General features: G+C 68.5%; 14 protein-coding genes. 5 read left to right on the top strand and 9 right to left on the bottom strand.

The genetic code is table 11. The annotated features are described in order from the left end of the window. Positions 1-41 precede the first annotated feature (41 nt). The 4 genes from K8625_RS33630 to K8625_RS33645 all read right to left on the bottom strand — a co-directional run bounded on the left by K8625_RS33630 (position 42) and on the right by K8625_RS33645 (position 6,988). Complete coding sequence (locus tag K8625_RS33630) at positions 42-3,341, bottom strand: efflux RND transporter permease subunit (RefSeq protein WP_223738426.1); 3,300 nt, start codon at positions 3,339-3,341, stop codon at positions 42-44. 3 nt (positions 3,342-3,344) lie between these two features. Next, on the bottom strand, positions 3,345-4,760 hold the full coding sequence (locus K8625_RS33635; protein WP_223738427.1) for an efflux RND transporter periplasmic adaptor subunit: 1,416 nt from the start codon (positions 4,758-4,760) through the stop codon (positions 3,345-3,347). A gap of 13 nt (positions 4,761-4,773) precedes the next feature. After that, positions 4,774-6,192 carry a TolC family protein gene (locus K8625_RS33640; protein ID WP_223738428.1) on the bottom strand — a complete coding sequence of 473 codons (1,419 nt, stop codon included), beginning with the start codon at positions 6,190-6,192 and terminating at the stop codon, positions 4,774-4,776. A gap of 343 nt (positions 6,193-6,535) precedes the next feature. Next, positions 6,536-6,988: a cupredoxin domain-containing protein gene (locus K8625_RS33645; protein WP_223784988.1), complete on the bottom strand. Its 453-nt coding sequence runs from the start codon at positions 6,986-6,988 to the stop codon at positions 6,536-6,538. 376 nt (positions 6,989-7,364) lie between these two features. Here K8625_RS33645 and K8625_RS44650 point away from each other — a divergent pair, with 376 nt between their 5' ends. The 5 genes from K8625_RS44650 (at position 7,365) to K8625_RS33670 (ending at position 13,759) form a co-directional block, all read left to right on the top strand. Next, positions 7,365-7,703 (top strand): heavy metal-binding domain-containing protein, encoded by a 339-nt coding sequence (locus K8625_RS44650; RefSeq protein WP_370639878.1) that lies wholly within the window; start codon positions 7,365-7,367, stop codon positions 7,701-7,703. 77 nt (positions 7,704-7,780) lie between these two features. After that, positions 7,781-9,226, top strand: a complete 1,446-nt coding sequence (locus K8625_RS33655; RefSeq protein WP_223784989.1) for a TolC family protein — start codon at positions 7,781-7,783, stop codon at positions 9,224-9,226. Positions 9,227-9,338: 112 nt separating this feature from the next. Next, positions 9,339-10,709, top strand: a complete 1,371-nt coding sequence (locus tag K8625_RS33660) for a multicopper oxidase domain-containing protein (RefSeq protein WP_141648416.1) — start codon at positions 9,339-9,341, stop codon at positions 10,707-10,709. Positions 10,710-11,217: 508 nt separating this feature from the next. Continuing rightward, positions 11,218-11,832 carry an RDD family protein gene (locus tag K8625_RS33665; RefSeq protein ID WP_223738430.1) on the top strand — a complete coding sequence of 205 codons (615 nt, stop codon included), beginning with the start codon at positions 11,218-11,220 and terminating at the stop codon, positions 11,830-11,832. Between the two features lie 52 nt (positions 11,833-11,884). Further along, on the top strand, positions 11,885-13,759 hold the full coding sequence (locus K8625_RS33670) for a HEAT repeat domain-containing protein (protein ID WP_223738431.1): 1,875 nt from the start codon (positions 11,885-11,887) through the stop codon (positions 13,757-13,759). A 64-nt stretch (positions 13,760-13,823) separates the two neighbouring features. On the opposite strand, the gene K8625_RS33675 is transcribed toward K8625_RS33670, so the two are convergent. From K8625_RS33675 to K8625_RS33695, 5 genes are all read right to left on the bottom strand, one after another. Continuing rightward, positions 13,824-14,132 carry a cell wall protein gene (locus K8625_RS33675; RefSeq protein WP_223738432.1) on the bottom strand — a complete coding sequence of 103 codons (309 nt, stop codon included), beginning with the start codon at positions 14,130-14,132 and terminating at the stop codon, positions 13,824-13,826. A 1,058-nt stretch (positions 14,133-15,190) separates the two neighbouring features. Beyond that, entirely contained in the window at positions 15,191-15,421 is a 231-nt protein-coding gene (locus tag K8625_RS33680) for a hypothetical protein (RefSeq protein WP_223738810.1), read from the bottom strand. An 8-nt stretch (positions 15,422-15,429) separates the two neighbouring features. Continuing rightward, entirely contained in the window at positions 15,430-15,816 is a 387-nt protein-coding gene (locus K8625_RS33685) for a gamma-glutamylcyclotransferase (RefSeq protein ID WP_223738433.1), read from the bottom strand. After that, a complete protein-coding gene (locus tag K8625_RS33690) occupies positions 15,813-16,253 on the bottom strand; it encodes a gamma-glutamylcyclotransferase family protein (RefSeq protein ID WP_141647213.1) in 441 nt (146 codons plus the stop codon). Before K8625_RS33690 ends, K8625_RS33685 begins: the two co-directional genes overlap by 4 nt. 86 nt (positions 16,254-16,339) lie before the next feature. Next, on the bottom strand, positions 16,340-17,296 hold the full coding sequence (locus tag K8625_RS33695) for an amidoligase family protein (RefSeq protein ID WP_223784991.1): 957 nt from the start codon (positions 17,294-17,296) through the stop codon (positions 16,340-16,342). Positions 17,297-17,532 lie beyond the last annotated feature (236 nt).

Raw genomic sequence — 17,532 nt, forward strand, 5'->3', positions numbered from 1 at the left:
GGGAGCGTAACTGGGATGGTCACACTGTGACGGGTACAGCGTCAGGCCGCGACCGCTGCGGTTCCAGGGACCTCCGGCTCGGAAGTTGCCGGCCCTGGAACCACCTCGCGGCGCTTCCACAGGAAGTAGACGGCCGGGTAGACGAGCAGTTCCAGCAGGAAGCTGGTGACGAGGCCGCCTACCATGGGCGCTGCGATGCGCTTCATCACGTCCGCGCCCGTGCCAGTGGACCACATGATGGGCAGCAGGCCGAGCATCGCCGCCATGACTGTCATCGCCTTGGGCCGCACGCGCTTCACGGCCCCGTGAATGATGGCCTCCACCAGGTCGCCCTCGGTGCGAAGCATCCCGCGCTTCTTCGCCTCGTCATGTGAGAGGTCGAGGAAGAGGAGCATGAAGGCGCCGGTCTCCGCGTCCAGTCCCATCAGGGCAATCATGCCCACCCACACCGCGATGGAGACGTTGTAGTCGAGCGCCCAGAGCAGCCACACCGCGCCGATGGCCGAGAAGGGCACCGCCAGCATCACCAGGCCCGCCTTGAAGGCTGACTTCGTGTTCATGTACAGCAGCCCGAAAATCAGCACGAGCGTCAGCGGGATGACGAGCTGGAGCCGCTCGCGGACGCGCAGCATGTTCTCGTACTGCCCGCTCCACGTCATGGAGTAGCCCGGGGGCACCTTCACGCTGGCCACCGCCTCCTTGGCGCGCTCCACGAAGCCGCCCACGTCGTACTTGGAGGTATCGAAGTCCACGTAGACGTAGCCGGTGAGCATGCCGTTCTCGTTGCGGATCATCGACGGGCCATGGGCGAGCACCACGTCCGCGATGGCCTCCATGGGGATCTGGCCCTGGCCGCCGGGGAGGGGCAGCAGCACGCGCTTCAATGCCTGGAGGTCCTCGCGGTAGTCCCGCGCGTAGCGCACGTTGATGCCGTAGCGCTCCCGACCCTCCACGGTGGTGGACTGGTTGTCGCCCCCCACCGCGGTCATCACCATCATGTTCGCGTCGTCCACGCTCAGGCCGTAGCGAGCCAGCTCGTCGCGCTTGAGGACGAAGTCCAGGAAGTAGCCGCCCGCCACGCGCTCGGCGAACGCGCTGCGGGTGCCCTCCACCTTCGCTACCGCGGCCTCCGTCTCGCGAGCGATGCGCTCCACGGTGGCCAGGTCGGCGCCCATGATCTTGATGCCCACGGGGGTGCGGATGCCGGTGGTCAGCATGTCCAGCCGGCCCTTGATGGGCATGGTCCACGCGTTGGAGATGCCCGGTAGTTGGAGCGCGGCGTTCATCTCCGACTCCAACTGCGCCTGGGTGATGCGGTCACGCCAGAAGGGACGCAGGACGCTCTTCAGCCACTCGGGAGCCCAATTGCTGTACCAGCGTGGCACCTCGCGCCACTGGGACTCGGGGCGCAGCAGCACCGTCGTCTCCATCATGGTGAAGGGGGCGGGGTCGGTGGAGGTGTTGGCGCGGCCGGCCTTGCCGAAGACGCGCTCCACCTCGGGGAAGCGCATGAGCAGCTTGTCCTGGACTTGCAGCACGCGCTGCGCCTCGGCGACGGACATGCCGGGCTCCACCGCCGAGGGCATGTAGAGGATGGTGCCCTCGTTGAGCGGCGGCATGAACTCGCTGCCCAGGTGCAGGTACACGGGGATGGTGGTGGCGACCAGCAGCACGCTCACGGCGATGGTGGCCTTGGCGTGGCGCACCACGAAGCGGCAGGGGCCCTCGTAGAGCCGGTGCATCAGCCGGCTGATGGGGTGCCGCTCCTCGGAGTAGTACTTGCCCACCAGGGCCGTGGTGGCCACCGACGCCAGGAGCCTCGGGCGGAAGCGGAAGGGCTCCACGCGGGCGAAGAGCATCCGCATCGCGGGGTCGAGCGTAATCGCCAACAGCGCGGCGATGGCCATGGCCAGGTTCTTCGAGTACGCCAGCGGGCGGAAGAGGCGGCCCTCCTGGTCCACCAGCGTGAAGATGGGCATGAAGGCCACGGCGATGACGAGCAGGCTGAAGAAGACGCCCGGCCCCACCTCCATCAGCGCTTCCAGGCGCACCTGGTGAAAGTCGCCCTTTTTCCCGTCCTTAATCCAGTGGTGGATTTTGTTGTACGCGTTCTCCACCTCGACGATGGCGCCGTCCACGAGCACGCCGATGGAGATGGCGATGCCGGCCAGCGACATGAGGTTGGCGTTCTGCCCCATCGCGTACATGGGGATGAACGCCAGCGCTACCGACACGGGAATCGTGACGATGGGTACGAGGGCCGAAGGCGCGTGCCACAGGAAGATGAGGATGATGATGGAGACGATGATGATCTCCTCCACCATCTTGTGCGTCACCGTGTCGATGGCGCGCTCGATGAGGTCCGAGCGGTCATAGGTGGTGACGACCTCCACGCCCTCGGGCAGCGAAGGCTTGAGCTCCTCGAGCTTCGCCTTGATGCGCTCGATGACGTTGAGGGCGTTCTCTCCCTGGCGCATCACCACGATGCCGCCCACTGCATCCCCCTCACCGTCCAGGTCGGCCACGCCACGGCGCAGCTCGGGGCCCAACGCCACGCTGGCCACGTCCTTGATGGTGACGGTGGTGCCGCCCTGGGCCTTGAGGACGAGCTTCTCGATGTCCTCCACGTTCTTCACATAGCCACGGCCCCGGACCATGTACTCGCGCCCGGCCACCTCCACGAGCCGTCCACCCACGTCGTTGTTGCCCTGACGGACGGCGCGCACCACCGCGTCTAGCGACAGCCCGTAACTGGCAAGGGTGTTGGGGTTGACCGTCACCTGGTACTGGCGCACCTGGCCGCCCACGGTGGCCACCTCGGAGACGCCGGGTACGCTTTGAATCTGATACCGCAGGAACCAGTCCTGGTAGGAGCGCAGCTCGTCCAGCCGGTGCTTGCCGCTCTTGTCCACGAGCGCGTACTGGAACACCCAGCCCACGCTGGTGGCGTCCGGGCCCAGCTCCACCTTCACGTCCTGCGGAAGCTGGGGCGTTATCTTCGACAGGTACTCAAGCACCCGCGTGCGTGCCCAGTACATGTCCGTGCCGTCCTCGAAGATGACGTACACGTAGCTGAAGCCGAAGTCGCTGAAGCCGCGCACCGCCTTCACCTTGGGGGCGCCCAGCAGCGCGGTGGTGATGGGGTAGGTGACTTGGTCCTCGATGATGTCGGGGCTGCGGTCCCACCGGCCGTAGACGATGACCTGGGTGTCGGACAGGTCGGGCAGCGCGTCCAGCGGCATGTTCCGCATGGTCCACCAAGCGCCGATGAGCGCCACCACGGTGGCTGCGATGACCAGGTACTTGTTCTCCGCCGAGAAGCGGATGATGGCGCGAATCATGGCTCAGTGACCTTCGTGGCCGGAGGGGGCCGGGGGAGCATTCGCCGGAGGCGAGGAGGGGGGAGGCTCTGCCGTGGCGCTGCCGGATGAAGAGGAGGCCAGCACGGCCAGCGACGCGCGCAGGCGCGACTCGGAGTCGACGAGGAAGTTGGCGCCGGTGACGACCTGGTCGCCGGCCTTCAGGCCCGACGTCACCTCCACGCTCTTTCCATCCGACTCGCCCAGGCGGACCTCGCGGGGCTGAAAGCGCCCGTCGCCGAGCGCCAGGAAGACGACCTGGGTGGTGCCGGTGGGAACGACGGCGTCGGACGGAATCTTCAGCGCGTCCCGCGTCATGCCGCGGAGCACCACTTCACCGAACATCTCGGGGCGCAGGTCGCCGTCAGGGTTGGGGAACTCCAGGCGCACCTTGACGGTGCGCGTGGCCGGCTCCAGCACAGGGTCCAGGAAGGCCACCTTCCCGGCGAATACCCGGTTGGGGAAGGCCTTGAGCTGGAGGTTGGCGGGCATGCCCACCTTTACGTGGCGCAGCTCGCTCTCGTACACGTCCGCGAGGACCCACACGCGCGACAGGTCGACGACCTCATAGGGCGTGGCACCCATCTCCAGGCGCGCTCCCTCCACGACATCCTTCTTGGTGATGACGCCCGAGATGGGCGACACCAGGGTGAGGGTGCGGGTGGCCTCGCCCGCGCGGGCGAGCCGCTCCAGGGCGGCCGGCGGCACGTCCCACAGCAGCAGCTTGCGTCGGGCCGCCGCGACCAGCGTGTCGCCGTCCGTGGCCATTCCCTCGGCTTCGCCCAGGGCCTGGCGGGTGCGCAGGGCCAGCAGGTACTCCTCCTGCGCGGCGAGCAACTCGGGACTGTAGAGGGAGAGGAGCGGCTCACCCTGGCGCACGGGCTTGCCGGTGAAGTCCGCGTGCACGCGCTCGACGAAGCCGGCGACCTTCATGTTGACGCGGCGCACGCGGGTTTCGTCCACGGCCACGCGGCCGTTGGTCCGCCAGGTGCCCCCGACCTTGCCCTCCGTCACCGGAGCGGTGCGCAGGCCGATGAGCTGCTGGCGCGAGGCGTCGATGGTGACGGGGGCCAGCCCCTGCACCATTGCGGCTCCCTCGCCTCCGGGAGCAGCCGGCGAAAGCGCCACCAGATCCATGCCGCAGATGGGGCACTTGCCCGGGTGGTCCTGCACGATGCTCGGGTGCATCGGGCACTGGTAGCGAGTGGCGGCTGGCTCGGAGGCGGATGGGGTGGAGCTGGCCGAGGGAGCCGGCGCGAGGGCTTCATGCGCCTCATCCTGGTGGGACAGCAGGTGCACGGCGCCTCCGCCCAGGACGGCGCTGGCCAGCGCCGCGGCGGCGAGCGCGGCGGCTCCGAAGCGGCGGCGCGCGGGGGACGGCGAAGGGTTCTCAAGAGACATGGGTTCTCCAGAACTACATTCCGGACATGGAAGACGAGGAGGCGGCGGCGGGAGCGGCGCCGGCAGTGCCACCAGACGAGGCGGCGGGGGCGGGGCCCGACGGGGTGCTGCCCGCTCCGGGCATGCCGCCCGAGCCGAGGCCGCCCGCAGCGATGGAGCCGACGGGCTCCAGGCTCACCTCGGCCTGGGCGATGGCGAGGCGCTGCGCATCCACGAGCGTCCGCAGGTACTCCTCCTCGTCGCGGATGATGCCGGTGTTGGCCTCCAGCACCGAGGCGAACGAGGCGCGTCCGACGCGGTACTGCGTCAGGGTGCTCTCGGCGGTCGCTGACGACTGCATCAAGATGCCACTGCGGAAGAGGGTCACCGTGTCGCGCAGCGCGGCCAGGGCGGTAAGGCGCTCCAGCACCCGCAGCCGCAGCACCTGCTCCACTGCCTCCGTGGCCTGAGTGGTGGCCTCGGCATTGGCGCGGCTCTCCGCTACCGCGCGGTTTTGCTTCCTCCCGGAGAAGATGGGCAGGGTGACGCCGACATTGGCCTGCCACATGGGTGGGAAGTCGCCGCCACGGGGCATGACTCCCGCGCTCACGGTGAAGTCGGGCAGGCGCTCACGTCGCGCCAGCGCCACCTGCTGGCTGGCCTGCTCCACCGTTGCGCGCGCCTGGGCTAGCTCGGGGCTGCGGGCGAGCGCGTCCTTCGTCGCTGATTCGGCGTCACCGAACTCCGGCACCCCCAGGTCGCGCACGCGCAGAGTGGTGGGCAGGGGCGCATCAAGAGGCCGGCCACTCAGCCGGTTCAGGGTCTGCACCCGGGTGCGCTCGTCGGCGTTCAGTGCCACCCGGCGCTGACGCAGCCGGTTGAGTTCGAGTTGGGAGCGCAGCAGGTCGGATTGGGCGCCCTCACCGGTTTCGTAGCGGATGCGGACTGTCTCGGCGGATTGCTTCCAGAGCGCCTCAAGCCGGTCCAACAGCCTGAGCCGCTCGCGCGTCAGCACCAGGTCGAGGTAGCCACGGCACACCTCAGCCTCGATAGACAGCCGCGCTCGCAGGACTTGCGTTGACGCGGCCTTGGCCCCCAGGCGTGCGACCTCGGTACGCAGCGAACGCTTGCCAGGGAAGGGCACGGCCTGTGAGGCCATGATGCTGTAGTAGCTGCCCTCCATCTCGCCGATCATCAGCTCGCCAAAGCCGTCGTTCTGGATGCCCAGTTGCAGGACCGGGTCCGGAAGGGCACCCGCCTGAGGAACGCGCTCCTGTGCCGCCTGGACCTGTGCCTTGGCCTGACGCAGCTCAGGGCGCGCCTCAAGGGCTTCCGTGAGGAGCTGCGCAAGCGTTGGGTCAGTCAACAGCGCCGGCATGGAGGTGGCCTGCATGGCTGGCGCGCGGGCGTCCTCCTGGGCCAGCGCCGCCACCGGAGAGAGCAGCGCCAGCATGAGAGCCACGTGCCTCATCGAGCCGCATCGCCACACAGGGGAGAGGGCTGGCTGGGACATGTCGAGAGTTGATTGCACGATAGAGAGGGCTGCAGGGCCTGTGCCATGGGTAGGCCCTCGTGGGTGAGACGGAGCGCCAGGGGAGATTCGCGTGCGGGCCCGAGGAAGTCGGAGCCCGTGGAGTCACGGTGTAACTCCGGGAATCACACCGCGAGCTGCGTGCTGAACCGGCGCGGGGACGCTGTCTGGAGACCATGTTCTCCCGGCGCAACGTCGTCCCGGAACGGCTGGATGCCTAGCTGCGGCGCGGCCCTACGCGAGGCCCGCGCCACGGCGCGGCGGACTACTGGATGGTGACGAGCCCGCTGATGTGGTCCATCGCGCAGGCGTAGCGCAGCGTGCCCGACTCGCTGGGGGTAAACTCCACGGTCACTGGCGTGTCCAGGGGGAGCGGCTGGTTGATGCCCAGGTTGGCCACGACGATCTCCGTGGCGCATGTCTTGTCCGTCTTGCGGGTGACCACGAGGCGGACTGGCTGGCCGGCCTTCACCTTCACGTTCGCGGGCTCGAAGCCCTTGGAGGTCACCGTGAGAGCCACGGTCTGGAGGCCGTTCTTGGCGGCAGGGGCCGAGGTGGGCTTCTGCGTAGACGCTGCGGCCTTGGCCGTGCCTCCGTGTGCGGAATGCTCGCCGTGCTTGGCGTGCTCGCTCTGCTTGGCGTGCTCCTCACACGCGACCGCAGGGGCCGCGGCGAACAGGGGGAGGGCAGCAAGGACTCCCATCAGGCTCTTCTTCATCGGTTGGTTGCTCCGGAGTGAGGATGCCTTCGGGGACGTCCGGCATCCTGTGGGTACGGCTCGCTAGAGCACAACGCGTGCCGGCAGCTGAACGCGCCCGTTCAGGCGGAGTTGTCTTGGCGAGGCCCCTGTCCGGAGTGCCCAGACGGGTTTCGCTGTAACCGGCTCGGTCACAGGTGGAACGTGAAGCGGCCTCGTTGCACGGAGCCGTGAGGTTGTGAACCCCATGAACCACTGGGCCATCGACATTGGGCCTCTTCCTAGATGCCATGGCTGCATGTCCCCGAGGTCTCCCATGCGCCGAACCCTTGTTGTGCTGGCGAGCATCCTTTCCTTCGCGGCCTGCGTCTCCGAGCAGAAGAGGCCTCCCGCTGCGATGGACCCCTCGAATCCGGATGCGCCCGAGGCCCCACCTGCTGCCCAGCCGACCGCATTCGCGGCCCCCACTCCGGAAGTGCCCGCGCCCGCCAAGGCGCCAGAAGGCGCGGGGCACGCCGGGCACGGGGCCGTCTCTCCAGCCTCTGCCTCGGATGCTGGGACTACCGTCTACACGTGTCCGATGCACCCGGAGGTGCGGTCCAGCAAGCCAGGCACTTGCCCGAAGTGCGGCATGAAGCTGGTGCCGGAGAAGCCCTCGGGCGCGGAGGCCACCGATGCGGGGCAGCCAGGCTCAGCGCCTGCGGGCCATGAGCATGGACACGGAGGGCATCCGTGAGGCTGGCCGTACTCGCTGGCGCGGCGCTGATGGCGGGCGGCTGCGCGTCCATCCAGAAGGAGCGTGGCCACGCGGAGGTGGCGGCTCTCGTCGAGGAGCGGCTGGGCAGGAAGACGCGCTGGAACCAGGGCACCCCGGAGGATGCCGAGGTCGCCCGCCATCTCGATGCGCTCCTGAAGGAAGACCTCACCTCGGACCATGCGGTGGAGGTGGCCCTGCTCAACAATCCGGCGCTCCAGGGCACCTACGAGGAACTGGGTGTCTCGCAGGCCGACATGGTGCAGGCCGGGCTGCTCTCCAACCCGACGTTGGACGGGAGCTTCGGTTTTCCCATCTCCGGAGTTGGCTCCAAAGAGTACGAGGTCTCGCTGGTGCAGGACTTCGTGAACCTCTTCACGCTTCCCCTGCGCAAGCGCGTCGCCCGGGAACAATTCATGGCCGACACGTTGCGCGTGGCGCATGAAGCGCTGGCCACCGCGGCCGAGGTGCGGAAGGCTTACAGTGAGGTGCAGGCCCTCAAGCAGCTCGTGGAACTGCGACGCATGGCGCTTCAGGCGGCTGAAGCGGCGGCGGACCTCGCTGTGCGGCTGCGCTCCGCAGGTAACATCACCGAACTGGACCTTGCCAGTGAGCAGGCTGCTGCCGAGGAAGCCCGGCTCGAGCTGTCGGAGGGTGAGGTCGCGTGGGTGGAGGCCCGGGAGCACCTTAACCGCCTCATGGGACTGTGGGGCCCACGCACGCAGTGGACCGTGTCCGAGAAGCTCCCGCCGCTGCCCGAGCAGGAAGCCCCACTGGAACACCTGGAGTCGCTTGCCATCCGCCAGCGGCTGGACATCGACGCAGCCCGGAAGCAGGCCGCGCTGCTCTGGAACGCGCTGGAGTTAGCGCGGAGTACGCGCTTTTTCGGCCGGGTGGAAGTGGGCGTCCACACGCACCAGGACGCGGACGGCCCGAGGCTCTTCGGCCCAACCTTGTCCCTGGAGTTGCCCATCTTCGACCAGCGCCAAGCCCTCATTGCCCGCCTGGAGGCCCAGCACCGCCAGGGCGAGCGGCGGCTCACGGAGCTGTCCGTCAACACCCGCTCGGAGGTCCGCGCCGCCTGCGCCCGGCTGCTGGCGCTCCGCGGGGTGGCGGACCGCTACCGGCGGGTGGTCCTGCCGCTGCGCGAGAAGGTCGTCGAGCAGTCGCAACTCCAGTACAACGCCATGCAGATTGGCCTCTTCCAGTTGCTCTCCGCCAAGCGCGAGCAGGTGGAGGCGTACCGAGGCTACATCGAGGCCGTCCGCGACTACTGGATGGCGCGGGCCGAACTCGAGCGGCTCGTAGGCGGCCGGCTTCGGGAGGGTCGTGCGACATCCACGCCATCACCCACGCAGCCGGTGCAGCCCGCCCCACCAGCGCAGCCCGGGCCGCCTATCCAGCCCGCGCAACCCTCGCAGCCAGCACAGCCTGGGACGCACACCGGGCATGGACAGGACACCGCCAACGGCACGGAGACTCCCCATGAGAACCCGCACGATTGAGACCGAGCACGCACCGGGCCGCGAGGATGACGCTCCTCGGACTCCGGAGCGCAGGGGCCCCCCTGGAAACCTTCCCGAGACTGGAGCCGAGGGAACGCTGACGCGGCGGAGCATGCTGGCCACGGCCGGCGTCACGCTCACGGGAGGCGCGCTGCTGCTGAGCGGCTCTGCGGCTCGCGCTCAGTCAGACGTCCCAAGGGCCCAGGGGCCCCGCGAGGGCTCCGCCGCAGACATCGGCCAGCGCCATACGCGGCAGGACTGGCTGCGCCCCGGAATGCCCAACCGGGACTACCGACCCGTGGTGGTGCCCAATGGCTCCAAGCTGCCATGGAGGGTCGTGGACAGCGTGAAGGTCTTCCACTTGGTGGCCGAGGAGGTGGAGCACGAGTTTGCTCCGGGACTGAAAGCCTTTTGCTGGGGCTACAACGGCCGGGTCCACGGACCCACCATCGAAGCGGTGGAGGGTGACCGAGTGCGCATCTACGTCACGAACCGGCTACCAGCGGCCACCACCATCCATTGGCACGGCATCCTGCTTCCAAGCGGCATGGACGGCGTGGGGGGCCTCAGCCAGAAGTCCATCCCCCCGGGTGAGACGTTCCGGTACGAATTCACCCTGCGCCAAGCGAGTACGAACATGTACCACTCGCATCATGACGAGATGACGCAGATTGGCCTCGGCCTGACGGGGATGTTCATTATCCATCCTCGCCAGCCTGCGGGGCCCCGCGTCGACCGGGACTTCGCAATCCTGTTGCATGAATGGCGCATCGACGTCGGCACGGGGCGGCCCAATCCGAACGAGATGACGGACTTCAACGTGCTCACCATGAACGCGAAGGCGTTTCCAGGCACGGAGCCGCTCGTGGTGCGCCAGGGCGAGCGGGTGCGCATCCGGTTGGGCAACCTGAGCCCGCAGAACCACCATCCCATCCACCTTCACGGCCACCACTTCCGAATCACCGAAACGGACGCCGGACGCGTCCCCGAGTCTGCGCGGCAGCCGGAGGGGACGGTGCTTGTCCCCGTGGGCAGCACACGTGTCATCGAGTTCGTGGCGGACGCGCCCGGTGACTGGGCCCTGCACTGCCACATGACCCACCACATGATGAACCAGATGGGCCATGAGTTCCCCAACATGATTGGCGTGAATCCGGGGACTCTGGACGCGAAGGTACGCTCGCTGCTGCCGGGCTACATGACGATGGGACAGACGGGCATGGCGGAGATGGCCGAAATGGGGATGCCCGTTCCACCCAACTCCATTCCCATGCTGGGGGCCCGGGGCAAGCACGACTACATAACCGCAGGTGGTATGTTCACCGTGCTCAAGGTTCGCGAAAGGTTGGAGAGCTACGCGGACCCGGGCTGGTACGACAACCCGCCCGGTACACTGGCGATTGCGGCCGGCACGGACGAGCTTCGCCGGGACGGAATCGACGTGAATGCACCGGCACCGGTCGAGCCCGGCTCATCCTCGTAACGCCATTGACACCGGCTTGCGGGACACGTCGGTCTATAACGTGTCCCTCTCCGTGGCGTAGAATTTGACTCTTTACCCCGAGACTCCTGCACCGAGGCCTTGCGAGTGCCAACGAGTGGCCCTTTGGGGCAGGAATGTTGTCGCCCCCGTGGACGCGCCAAGCCGACAATGCTCTCCACGCGCCTCGCTGGACCATGATGATACAGGTCCTCGCGTAGCCTTGACGCTATCGAGGCGCAGCAATCGAGGTTGGTCGCTCCGCCCGCCAAATATAGGGTCCCTCCGCCGTGGATCTTCCCTGGAGCAGTGCGCTTCAAGGGTTCATTTCTTGAGCGGGACGCTCCCCCAATCAGTGGAAACAGGCGTCGCGGTAACCCGTGGGTGGCAAGGAGAATGTTGGGAAGGTCGAGTGGACTAAACCTGTTGGGTTGCATTTGTGGGTGCAAGGGGAACTTCTCGTTGAAGGAACTTGCCGTCTTGGGGCGGGGTAGCTGTGCTGCGGCTCCCCATGTCCGACTTCCGCGAGGCCGCTGAATCGATTTCGGAAGCCCAATGCTCCGAGCACCCAGGCTTCTCCGTTGCCGGTGCCTGTACCCGTTGCGGCACCTTCGTCTGTGCCTTCTGTGCCTTGTCCTGGGCGGGCCGGTGCTTCGGGTGCCTTCACGCCGCTCCTGAGTTGGCGACGCGCAGGGCCCGGCTCGCGGCAAGCCTCGTCGATGGTTTCGCGCTCCTCTTGCCGTCCCTGCTCCTGGGCGTCCTTCGGTGTCTGGCCATTCCGGACGAGGCGGCGATGAAGGCTCCGGTCGTCTACGCCCCGGCGCTCCTCGTGTTGTTCGTGCAGGCGAGCCTGATTCGAGGGACGGGGGCGAGTCTCGGCAAGAGGCTCCTGGGAATCCGCGTCGTCCGAAGAGATGGCCGTCCAGCGGAGGTGTGGAGGATCGCCCTGCTGAGGAACGCGCTCCCGATTGCGCTCTGCGGCTACTGCGGGTGGTTCGGCCTCGTGGACGCGCTCTTCTGCGTTGGAGAGGACCGGCGGTGTCTTCACGACTGGATGGCCGGCACCCGCGTCGTGAAGGCCCCTCGCGCACAGCGCTCCTTCGCTGCGCGGCTCGTGACTGGCTGAAGCGCTGGGTTCGGAGTCCCTTCACCGCGAAGGGAGAATGAGAGGCGATGACATGGAGGGAGAGGTGAGGTCCGGGCGCCCCCGCTGGCTGGCTGGGCTCGTGTGCGCGGTGGTGGCGCTGTCGCTGGGGTGTGCCCGGCAGGCGTGGAGGCGGGACGACGTCATGACGTGGGAGGGCTGCTGCAAGGGGGCCGACGCGTGCCTTGCGCTCCTGCAGGAAGTCCACGGCCCAGACAGTGGGGAGCGATGGCTGCCGCCGGAGCAGCAGTGTGCTGCGTGGAAGCTGGGGCGAGAGGGGGAGGACGTCGTCCCCCGGCTGATTCCGCTTCTTTGCCATGGGGAGCGTCGGGTCCGCGGAGGTGCAGCACTCGCGCTGGCGTCGATGGAAGAGAAGGCCAGGCAGGCTGTGCCTGCGCTCCTCGAAGCCTATGAACGCGAGCCCGGTGGAATGGCTCTGCACGCGCTCTCCTCACTCGATGACGCGCGAGCAGCTCCAGCCATGGTGCGACACCTCATGGAGTCGCCCACGTCGACACTGGAGCACCTCGGGCCGAAATTGGTTCCGGTGCTGCTGGACGTGCTGGAGAACCCGGAATCGAGCTGGGAGGCGCTGGTGCGGGTGCGCTACGTGCTCGCCCGGCGCGCCTCCATGCTCACTGAGAATTTCGTCCCGCGCCTACGGACGCTCCTTGCGCGAGAGCTGGCGGAGCCCACTCTCCGGCGCCCGCCAGGGATGTCCTGCCCGGCAGCTCCAGCGCCAAGTTGCGAGGCCATCTTCGACGGGTGTACCCCGCGAGCGGCCTACGTGGCGTCGGTGTTGGCGGCCTACGAGCGCCAGGGGGCGAAGGCCGAGCCCGAGGTACTCCAGGGGCTACAACGGGCGGACGTGCGCCTCACGCCCGTGGCGCTGCAGGCGCTGGTGGCCTTCAACAGCCCTGCTGCGGTGCCCGAGGTCCTCCAGCAGCTCGCCGTGCTTGAATGCCGCGCCCGGGCCCTCGCGAGCCTCGCGTCCCTGGGGCCGGTGGCGCGGCCAGTCGCGACGGGGCCGCTGCTGCGCCTGCTGGCCACGGGGGAGGAGGGGTGGGAGCGCGCGCGGGCGGCGGAGACTCTTGGACGCGTGGGAGACCCAGCCGCTCTCGATGCGTTGCGCCAGGCGGTGTATGCGCCGCACAGCGAAGTTCAGGCCGCTGCTGTCCGGGCGCTGGGCAGCTCCACCTTCCGGGCCCATAGGGAAGAGTTGGAGCCGCTGTTCCATCAGGTGCTGACGACGCATGCCTCTCCTGTGGCGCGGAGCCACGCGAGGTGGGCCCTGCAGGCTCTCTCCGGTGATGAGGTGCAGCCGGCGTCGCCTTCTGAGCCCCCCAGTGTGCTTCCAGGGCGCGGCCCGGATTGGCAGATGTGCCAGAGCCCCACGTCCATCCATTTGCACTGGGACAAGCCGAAGGCGCCGTCACGAGAGGGGCCATGCGCGCACGTACCTGGAGCGGACTTCGCGTCCGTCCTCGAAGCCATGGGGGAGGCCTGCCTCGTCGGCCGGGACTCCGGGGAGTTTGGCGGCACGCTGGAAGTGCACGAGGCAGGGCGGGTGACGGTGCTGGAGGAACCACATGCCAACCCCCTGCTGGCCGTGCGGGTGCACGGCACCCTCGTGGTGGTGGAGGGACTCGCGCACCTGTTTGGTGGAGACGGGCGTCTGGTGCGTGTCGACGCGTCCGAGGGACGGTGGCGCGCCACGCCTTGGGTGGAACTCCCAGGCGCGCCGCTGGCACACGCGCTGGATGAGGCGGGGAGCCTCGTGGTGGGGACGACGAATCAGCGACTCGACGAAGTCTTCTGCGGCCGGGCTGGTGTGTCCGCGCCCGCCCACGTGCTGCGCGTCACGATGGACGGGCGCCTGACCCCCGTCGAACCGGACGGGCGGCCCTGACGTCACCGCGCAGGAAGGGCGCCCCTCCTGGGGCAGGAGGGGGCCTGGCGCGGACGGGGCCGCTTCAGGCGCGCCGCTTCCCCGAGCGGAACTCGCTGGCCCAGCGCTGGACGGTGGCCTTGGCGCGCTCCTGCTCCGAACTCGCGTTGGGTTGCCCGGCTGGCGTGGGCGCCCCAGGGCCGGCGGCGCCGTCCGCCCCCGTTGCCCCCTTCTTGCGCACCCACATGCGAGGGGCAGGGGTGACGGCGGGAGCCGGCGTAGCAGGCGCGGCGTCAGCCCTGGGCCTGCGCCCGCGCGGCAGGATGACTTCGGGGATGCTGTGGGGCGCGGCGTCCTCCACCCATGCGGCGTGCAGGCGCCCCGTGGCCAACATGAGGCGCCGCTTCTGGTAGTGCGCCCCGCAGTAGCCCTGGCTGCGGTGGGGGCGCTTGCAGCCGATGACGGCGCATGCCCTGGCTGTAGGCGTGGGAGGCGGGAGCGGAGGCCGGTGCTGTTGTTGCGCGGGAGGCGGGAGCGGGGGCCGGCGCTGCTGTTGCGTAGGGGGAGGACGCCTCGCGTCGGGGCCTGGGCGCTGGCTCGACACTTCCTGCTGGGGCTCCGGGGCGAGGCGCCTCGCCACCCCGGCCAGTCTCGCGACGAGGCTGGCGAGTGGGCGCGCCAACTCCTCATCAAGGGCGGAGCGGAAGGCCGACTCAAGAGAGCCCGTGGGCTTCGGAGCGGACGAGCGGAGCGGCTCCCTCGTGGAAGAGGATGTGCCGTGAGCCTTCGAAGCAGGAGTGCGTGGGATTTTGGGCATGTGTGGCTTTGCTCGCATTGCTGTGTATTCGGGGCGAATGCGCGTTGGGACGGCGGGTAATGATTACCATCCTCTGGGCATGTGTCGTAGTCGAGCAGTGCTTGAGTGGAGGAAGGGAGCGCCCGCCTCTGGTGACAATACGAAGCGACCTCACGGAAATGGTTGTTGGCATGCGTCGCCCGTCGAACTGGCACGTCGCGTGCTATGGGGAGTGCGGATGACGATGAGCGAGCGGGAGGCCCTCGCAGAAGCACTGCGGCGGGTGGAGGTGGCGTTGCAGCGAGCGTACGCGACAATGGACGGGAGTGCCGAATCGCGGACGCGGATGGCCAGGGCGAAGGCGGAGTACCGAACGGCAGAGGCCGCGGCGCTGCACGCGCTGGGCGCCGAGGATGCGTTGAGGCTCTGGTGGAGGCGAATGACTCGGCGTGCGCTCACGCCCCGGAGCAGGAAGCACTGCGGGAGTGGGTTACTCGCGGGGCGAGAGAGTTGCCCCTCCGCAGTGGCGAGCACCACGCATGAGGGGCGCGCCTCCTGGACGTGCGTGAACCATCAGGTGAAACAGGGCGCTTCGGCAGGCGGACGGGCCCGGGCCGCATGGGCATACCCTGAGAGGCATGCCATACCGGCCCGGCTCACCCTCGCGTCGCCAGGCCCTCGCGCAGCATTTCATCCACGAGTGACGCGGCCTTCTCCTCGGCGGTTGCGCCCTGCACGCGCAGCGCGACGGACTCGAAACGCTGGGTATTGGCAACCACCCAGTCGATGTACTCGGGAATGGAAAGGCGCTCCACGCCGAAGGCGATGTCCTGCATTCCCTTCACGATTTGGACGGCCGTGCCCTCGAAGACACGTCCGTCGCGCATGATGATCATCATGACTTCTTCTCCTTCAGGTGAGTGCGCCAGCAACCGGACTCGATGATGGGGCGGCCAGCCAACCGCCCCTTGGGAAACAGGTATGCCTCGACGCGGCCGGCACCGTCGAGGGCAATGGGCGTGCGCTCGTAGAAGCGAGGGTGCCCCTCGAGCCTGTCGAGCGCCGCCAGCATGAGCGCGTCGACTTCGTACACTTCGCCCTCGATGGCGTGTTTGCCGCCGGAGGCGAGAGCGGGGAAGGGCCCGTAGTCGTGAAGCGTGAAACGCGGACGCGTCCGCGCGGGGCCGATGAGGCGTGCGCCGCGCAGGAGGCGGTGATTGGGCTCGCCGGACAGCAGCGTTCCGTAGACGAAAACGCGTGTCGATGTCGACGCGCGCGTCACGCCACACCTCCGAGGGCGCCCGCGAGCGCGGCGCGGTTGAAGCCCAGGCGCCCGTAGGCGTGCCAGAGGACGCGGAAGTAGCGGCCAGCGGGCGGCCAGGCCTCGAAGCCAGTCTCGGGCTGGAGGTACACCAGCGCGCGGCGGCGCAGGCCAGCTCTGTCCATCACCAGCCGGATGGCGCGCCGGTACGCGAAGGGGTGGCCCTCGAAGATGTCGAGGGCCCGCAGGTCCTCGGGAGTGAGGCGGTACAGCAGTCCCTCGACGTGGGCGCCGCGCACCCGCTGGAGGCTGGCGACGGCCCCGCCCCAGCGGCGGCTGTATCCGCCGAACACCAGGGTGTGGCCGGAGAGAGTGGCCCGGGCTTCGACAGTGGCGTTGGGGCAGCGCACGCGCATTTGGGCCCTGTCGAGGTTGGAGCCGTAGGCGAAGTAGAGCATGGGGATTCTCCCGTGGGTGGCAGGCGCGCGGCCCGCCGTTGTCAGTGCCAACCAGGGCCCCGAAGGGCCCCGGCGTTGAGTCCGCTTCAGGCGGCCGCCAGGGCCTCGTTCGTGCCGCCCTGGGCGCTGCCGCTGCCGCCCTGCGCGCCTTCGCTGCCGGGCGTGCCTTCCCCACCCGGCCCGCGCCCGTCGCGACGCTGGCCCTTCCAGGCGGCGCTGCCTTCCAGGTGCTTGAGAAGGTGCAGGCGCGCCGTTTTGAACTCCTCTCCAATCAGGCCCAGGTGGAGCAAGAACACCCGGAAGTCGTACTTCGCGGTGGCGGGGTTGAAGTCGCGGCGCTTGCTGGAGGCGGCCTTCGAGGCCAGGGCGCGGGCGGCGAGGGCCAACACCAGTTGGACGTAGGCCTTCACCTCGCCCGCGTGCACCGAGCCGTTGAAGTATCGGAATTCAATCGTGCCCCGGAAGAAGAGGCTGTTGAGGTTGAGGCCGTGGTAGCGGCTGGAGTCGTAGCGCTGCGGGGCGAGGTTGCGGCGCCCGTACCAAGCCTCATTCACGTCCTGGAGGGTGCGCGGGCGCCGGGCCTCCAGCCGCTGGAGGAAGGCCCCGTCGATGGGCTTGCAGAAGCGGTTCAGCCGCGCGGCGCTCACCCCGAGGGCGGTCTCCAGGAGGCGCTCCTGCTTGTGCACCATTTTGACGAGGTTGGTGACGCCCTTGGCGTCGAAGCGGCTGCCATCGACGTGGATGAGGCCCCCGGTGGAAGCGTCGGCGCGGGCGCCGGCCTCGCGAGCGGCGCGCACCACCTGCTGTAAGGCTTCCAGGTCCTGGTAGGTGAGGATGGGGGAGACGATTTCGCCGCTGTACTCGCCCCCGCTCAGCGAGCCGTCCGGCACCACCTTCCAGGCGCGGCCCTGGGAGTCCATCACCTGCCAGCCCCGGTAGTCGCCGGAAACGTGCCCGCCCACCGCGCCCTGAATCGCGTGGGCCAGCTTCTGGCGGCTGGCGCCAACCGTCTCAATCTCAATTCCAAACCGGAGCGTCTTCATGGAGTTTGCCTCTCGCGTTCGCGCGGGGCTGTGGCGCCCGTTGCGAAACACATACACGCTCTTGTATGCGAATGAAGCAAGTCCACTTCGACGGCCGGAAGGGCGGATTTGGGCGTCTGGAGTATTCGCGAGAATATGCGGGGTTTCTCGTCCGCTCTCGACGGGTGGCGCGTGTTTCAGGCGCTTGGGTTGCGGCTGGTGGGGGAATTCCAGTGTGTGTGATTGACTGGGTGAGG

The organism is Myxococcus sp. AS-1-15 (assembly GCF_020037055.1).
In the GTDB taxonomy this organism is placed as follows: Bacteria; Myxococcota; Myxococcia; order Myxococcales; family Myxococcaceae; genus Myxococcus; species Myxococcus fulvus.

Coding starts and splice junctions, on each gene's coding strand:
- K8625_RS33630 (WP_223738426.1), bottom strand. CDS start 3,341: ATGATTCGCGCCATCATCCGCTTCTCGGCGGAGAACAAGTACCTGGTC.
- K8625_RS33635 (WP_223738427.1), bottom strand. CDS start 4,760: ATGTCTCTTGAGAACCCTTCGCCGTCCCCCGCGCGCCGCCGCTTCGGA.
- K8625_RS33640 (WP_223738428.1), bottom strand. CDS start 6,192: ATGCTGGCGCTGCTCTCTCCGGTGGCGGCGCTGGCCCAGGAGGACGCC.
- K8625_RS33645 (WP_223784988.1), bottom strand. CDS start 6,988: ATGAAGAAGAGCCTGATGGGAGTCCTTGCTGCCCTCCCCCTGTTCGCC.
- K8625_RS44650 (WP_370639878.1), top strand. CDS start 7,365: ATGGACCCCTCGAATCCGGATGCGCCCGAGGCCCCACCTGCTGCCCAG.
- K8625_RS33660 (WP_141648416.1), top strand. CDS start 9,339: ATGCTGGCCACGGCCGGCGTCACGCTCACGGGAGGCGCGCTGCTGCTG.
- K8625_RS33665 (WP_223738430.1), top strand. CDS start 11,218: ATGTCCGACTTCCGCGAGGCCGCTGAATCGATTTCGGAAGCCCAATGC.
- K8625_RS33670 (WP_223738431.1), top strand. CDS start 11,885: ATGGAGGGAGAGGTGAGGTCCGGGCGCCCCCGCTGGCTGGCTGGGCTC.
- K8625_RS33675 (WP_223738432.1), bottom strand. CDS start 14,132: ATGTTGGCCACGGGGCGCCTGCACGCCGCATGGGTGGAGGACGCCGCG.
- K8625_RS33680 (WP_223738810.1), bottom strand. CDS start 15,421: ATGCGCGACGGACGTGTCTTCGAGGGCACGGCCGTCCAAATCGTGAAG.
- K8625_RS33690 (WP_141647213.1), bottom strand. CDS start 16,253: ATGCTCTACTTCGCCTACGGCTCCAACCTCGACAGGGCCCAAATGCGC.
- K8625_RS33695 (WP_223784991.1), bottom strand. CDS start 17,296: ATGAAGACGCTCCGGTTTGGAATTGAGATTGAGACGGTTGGCGCCAGC.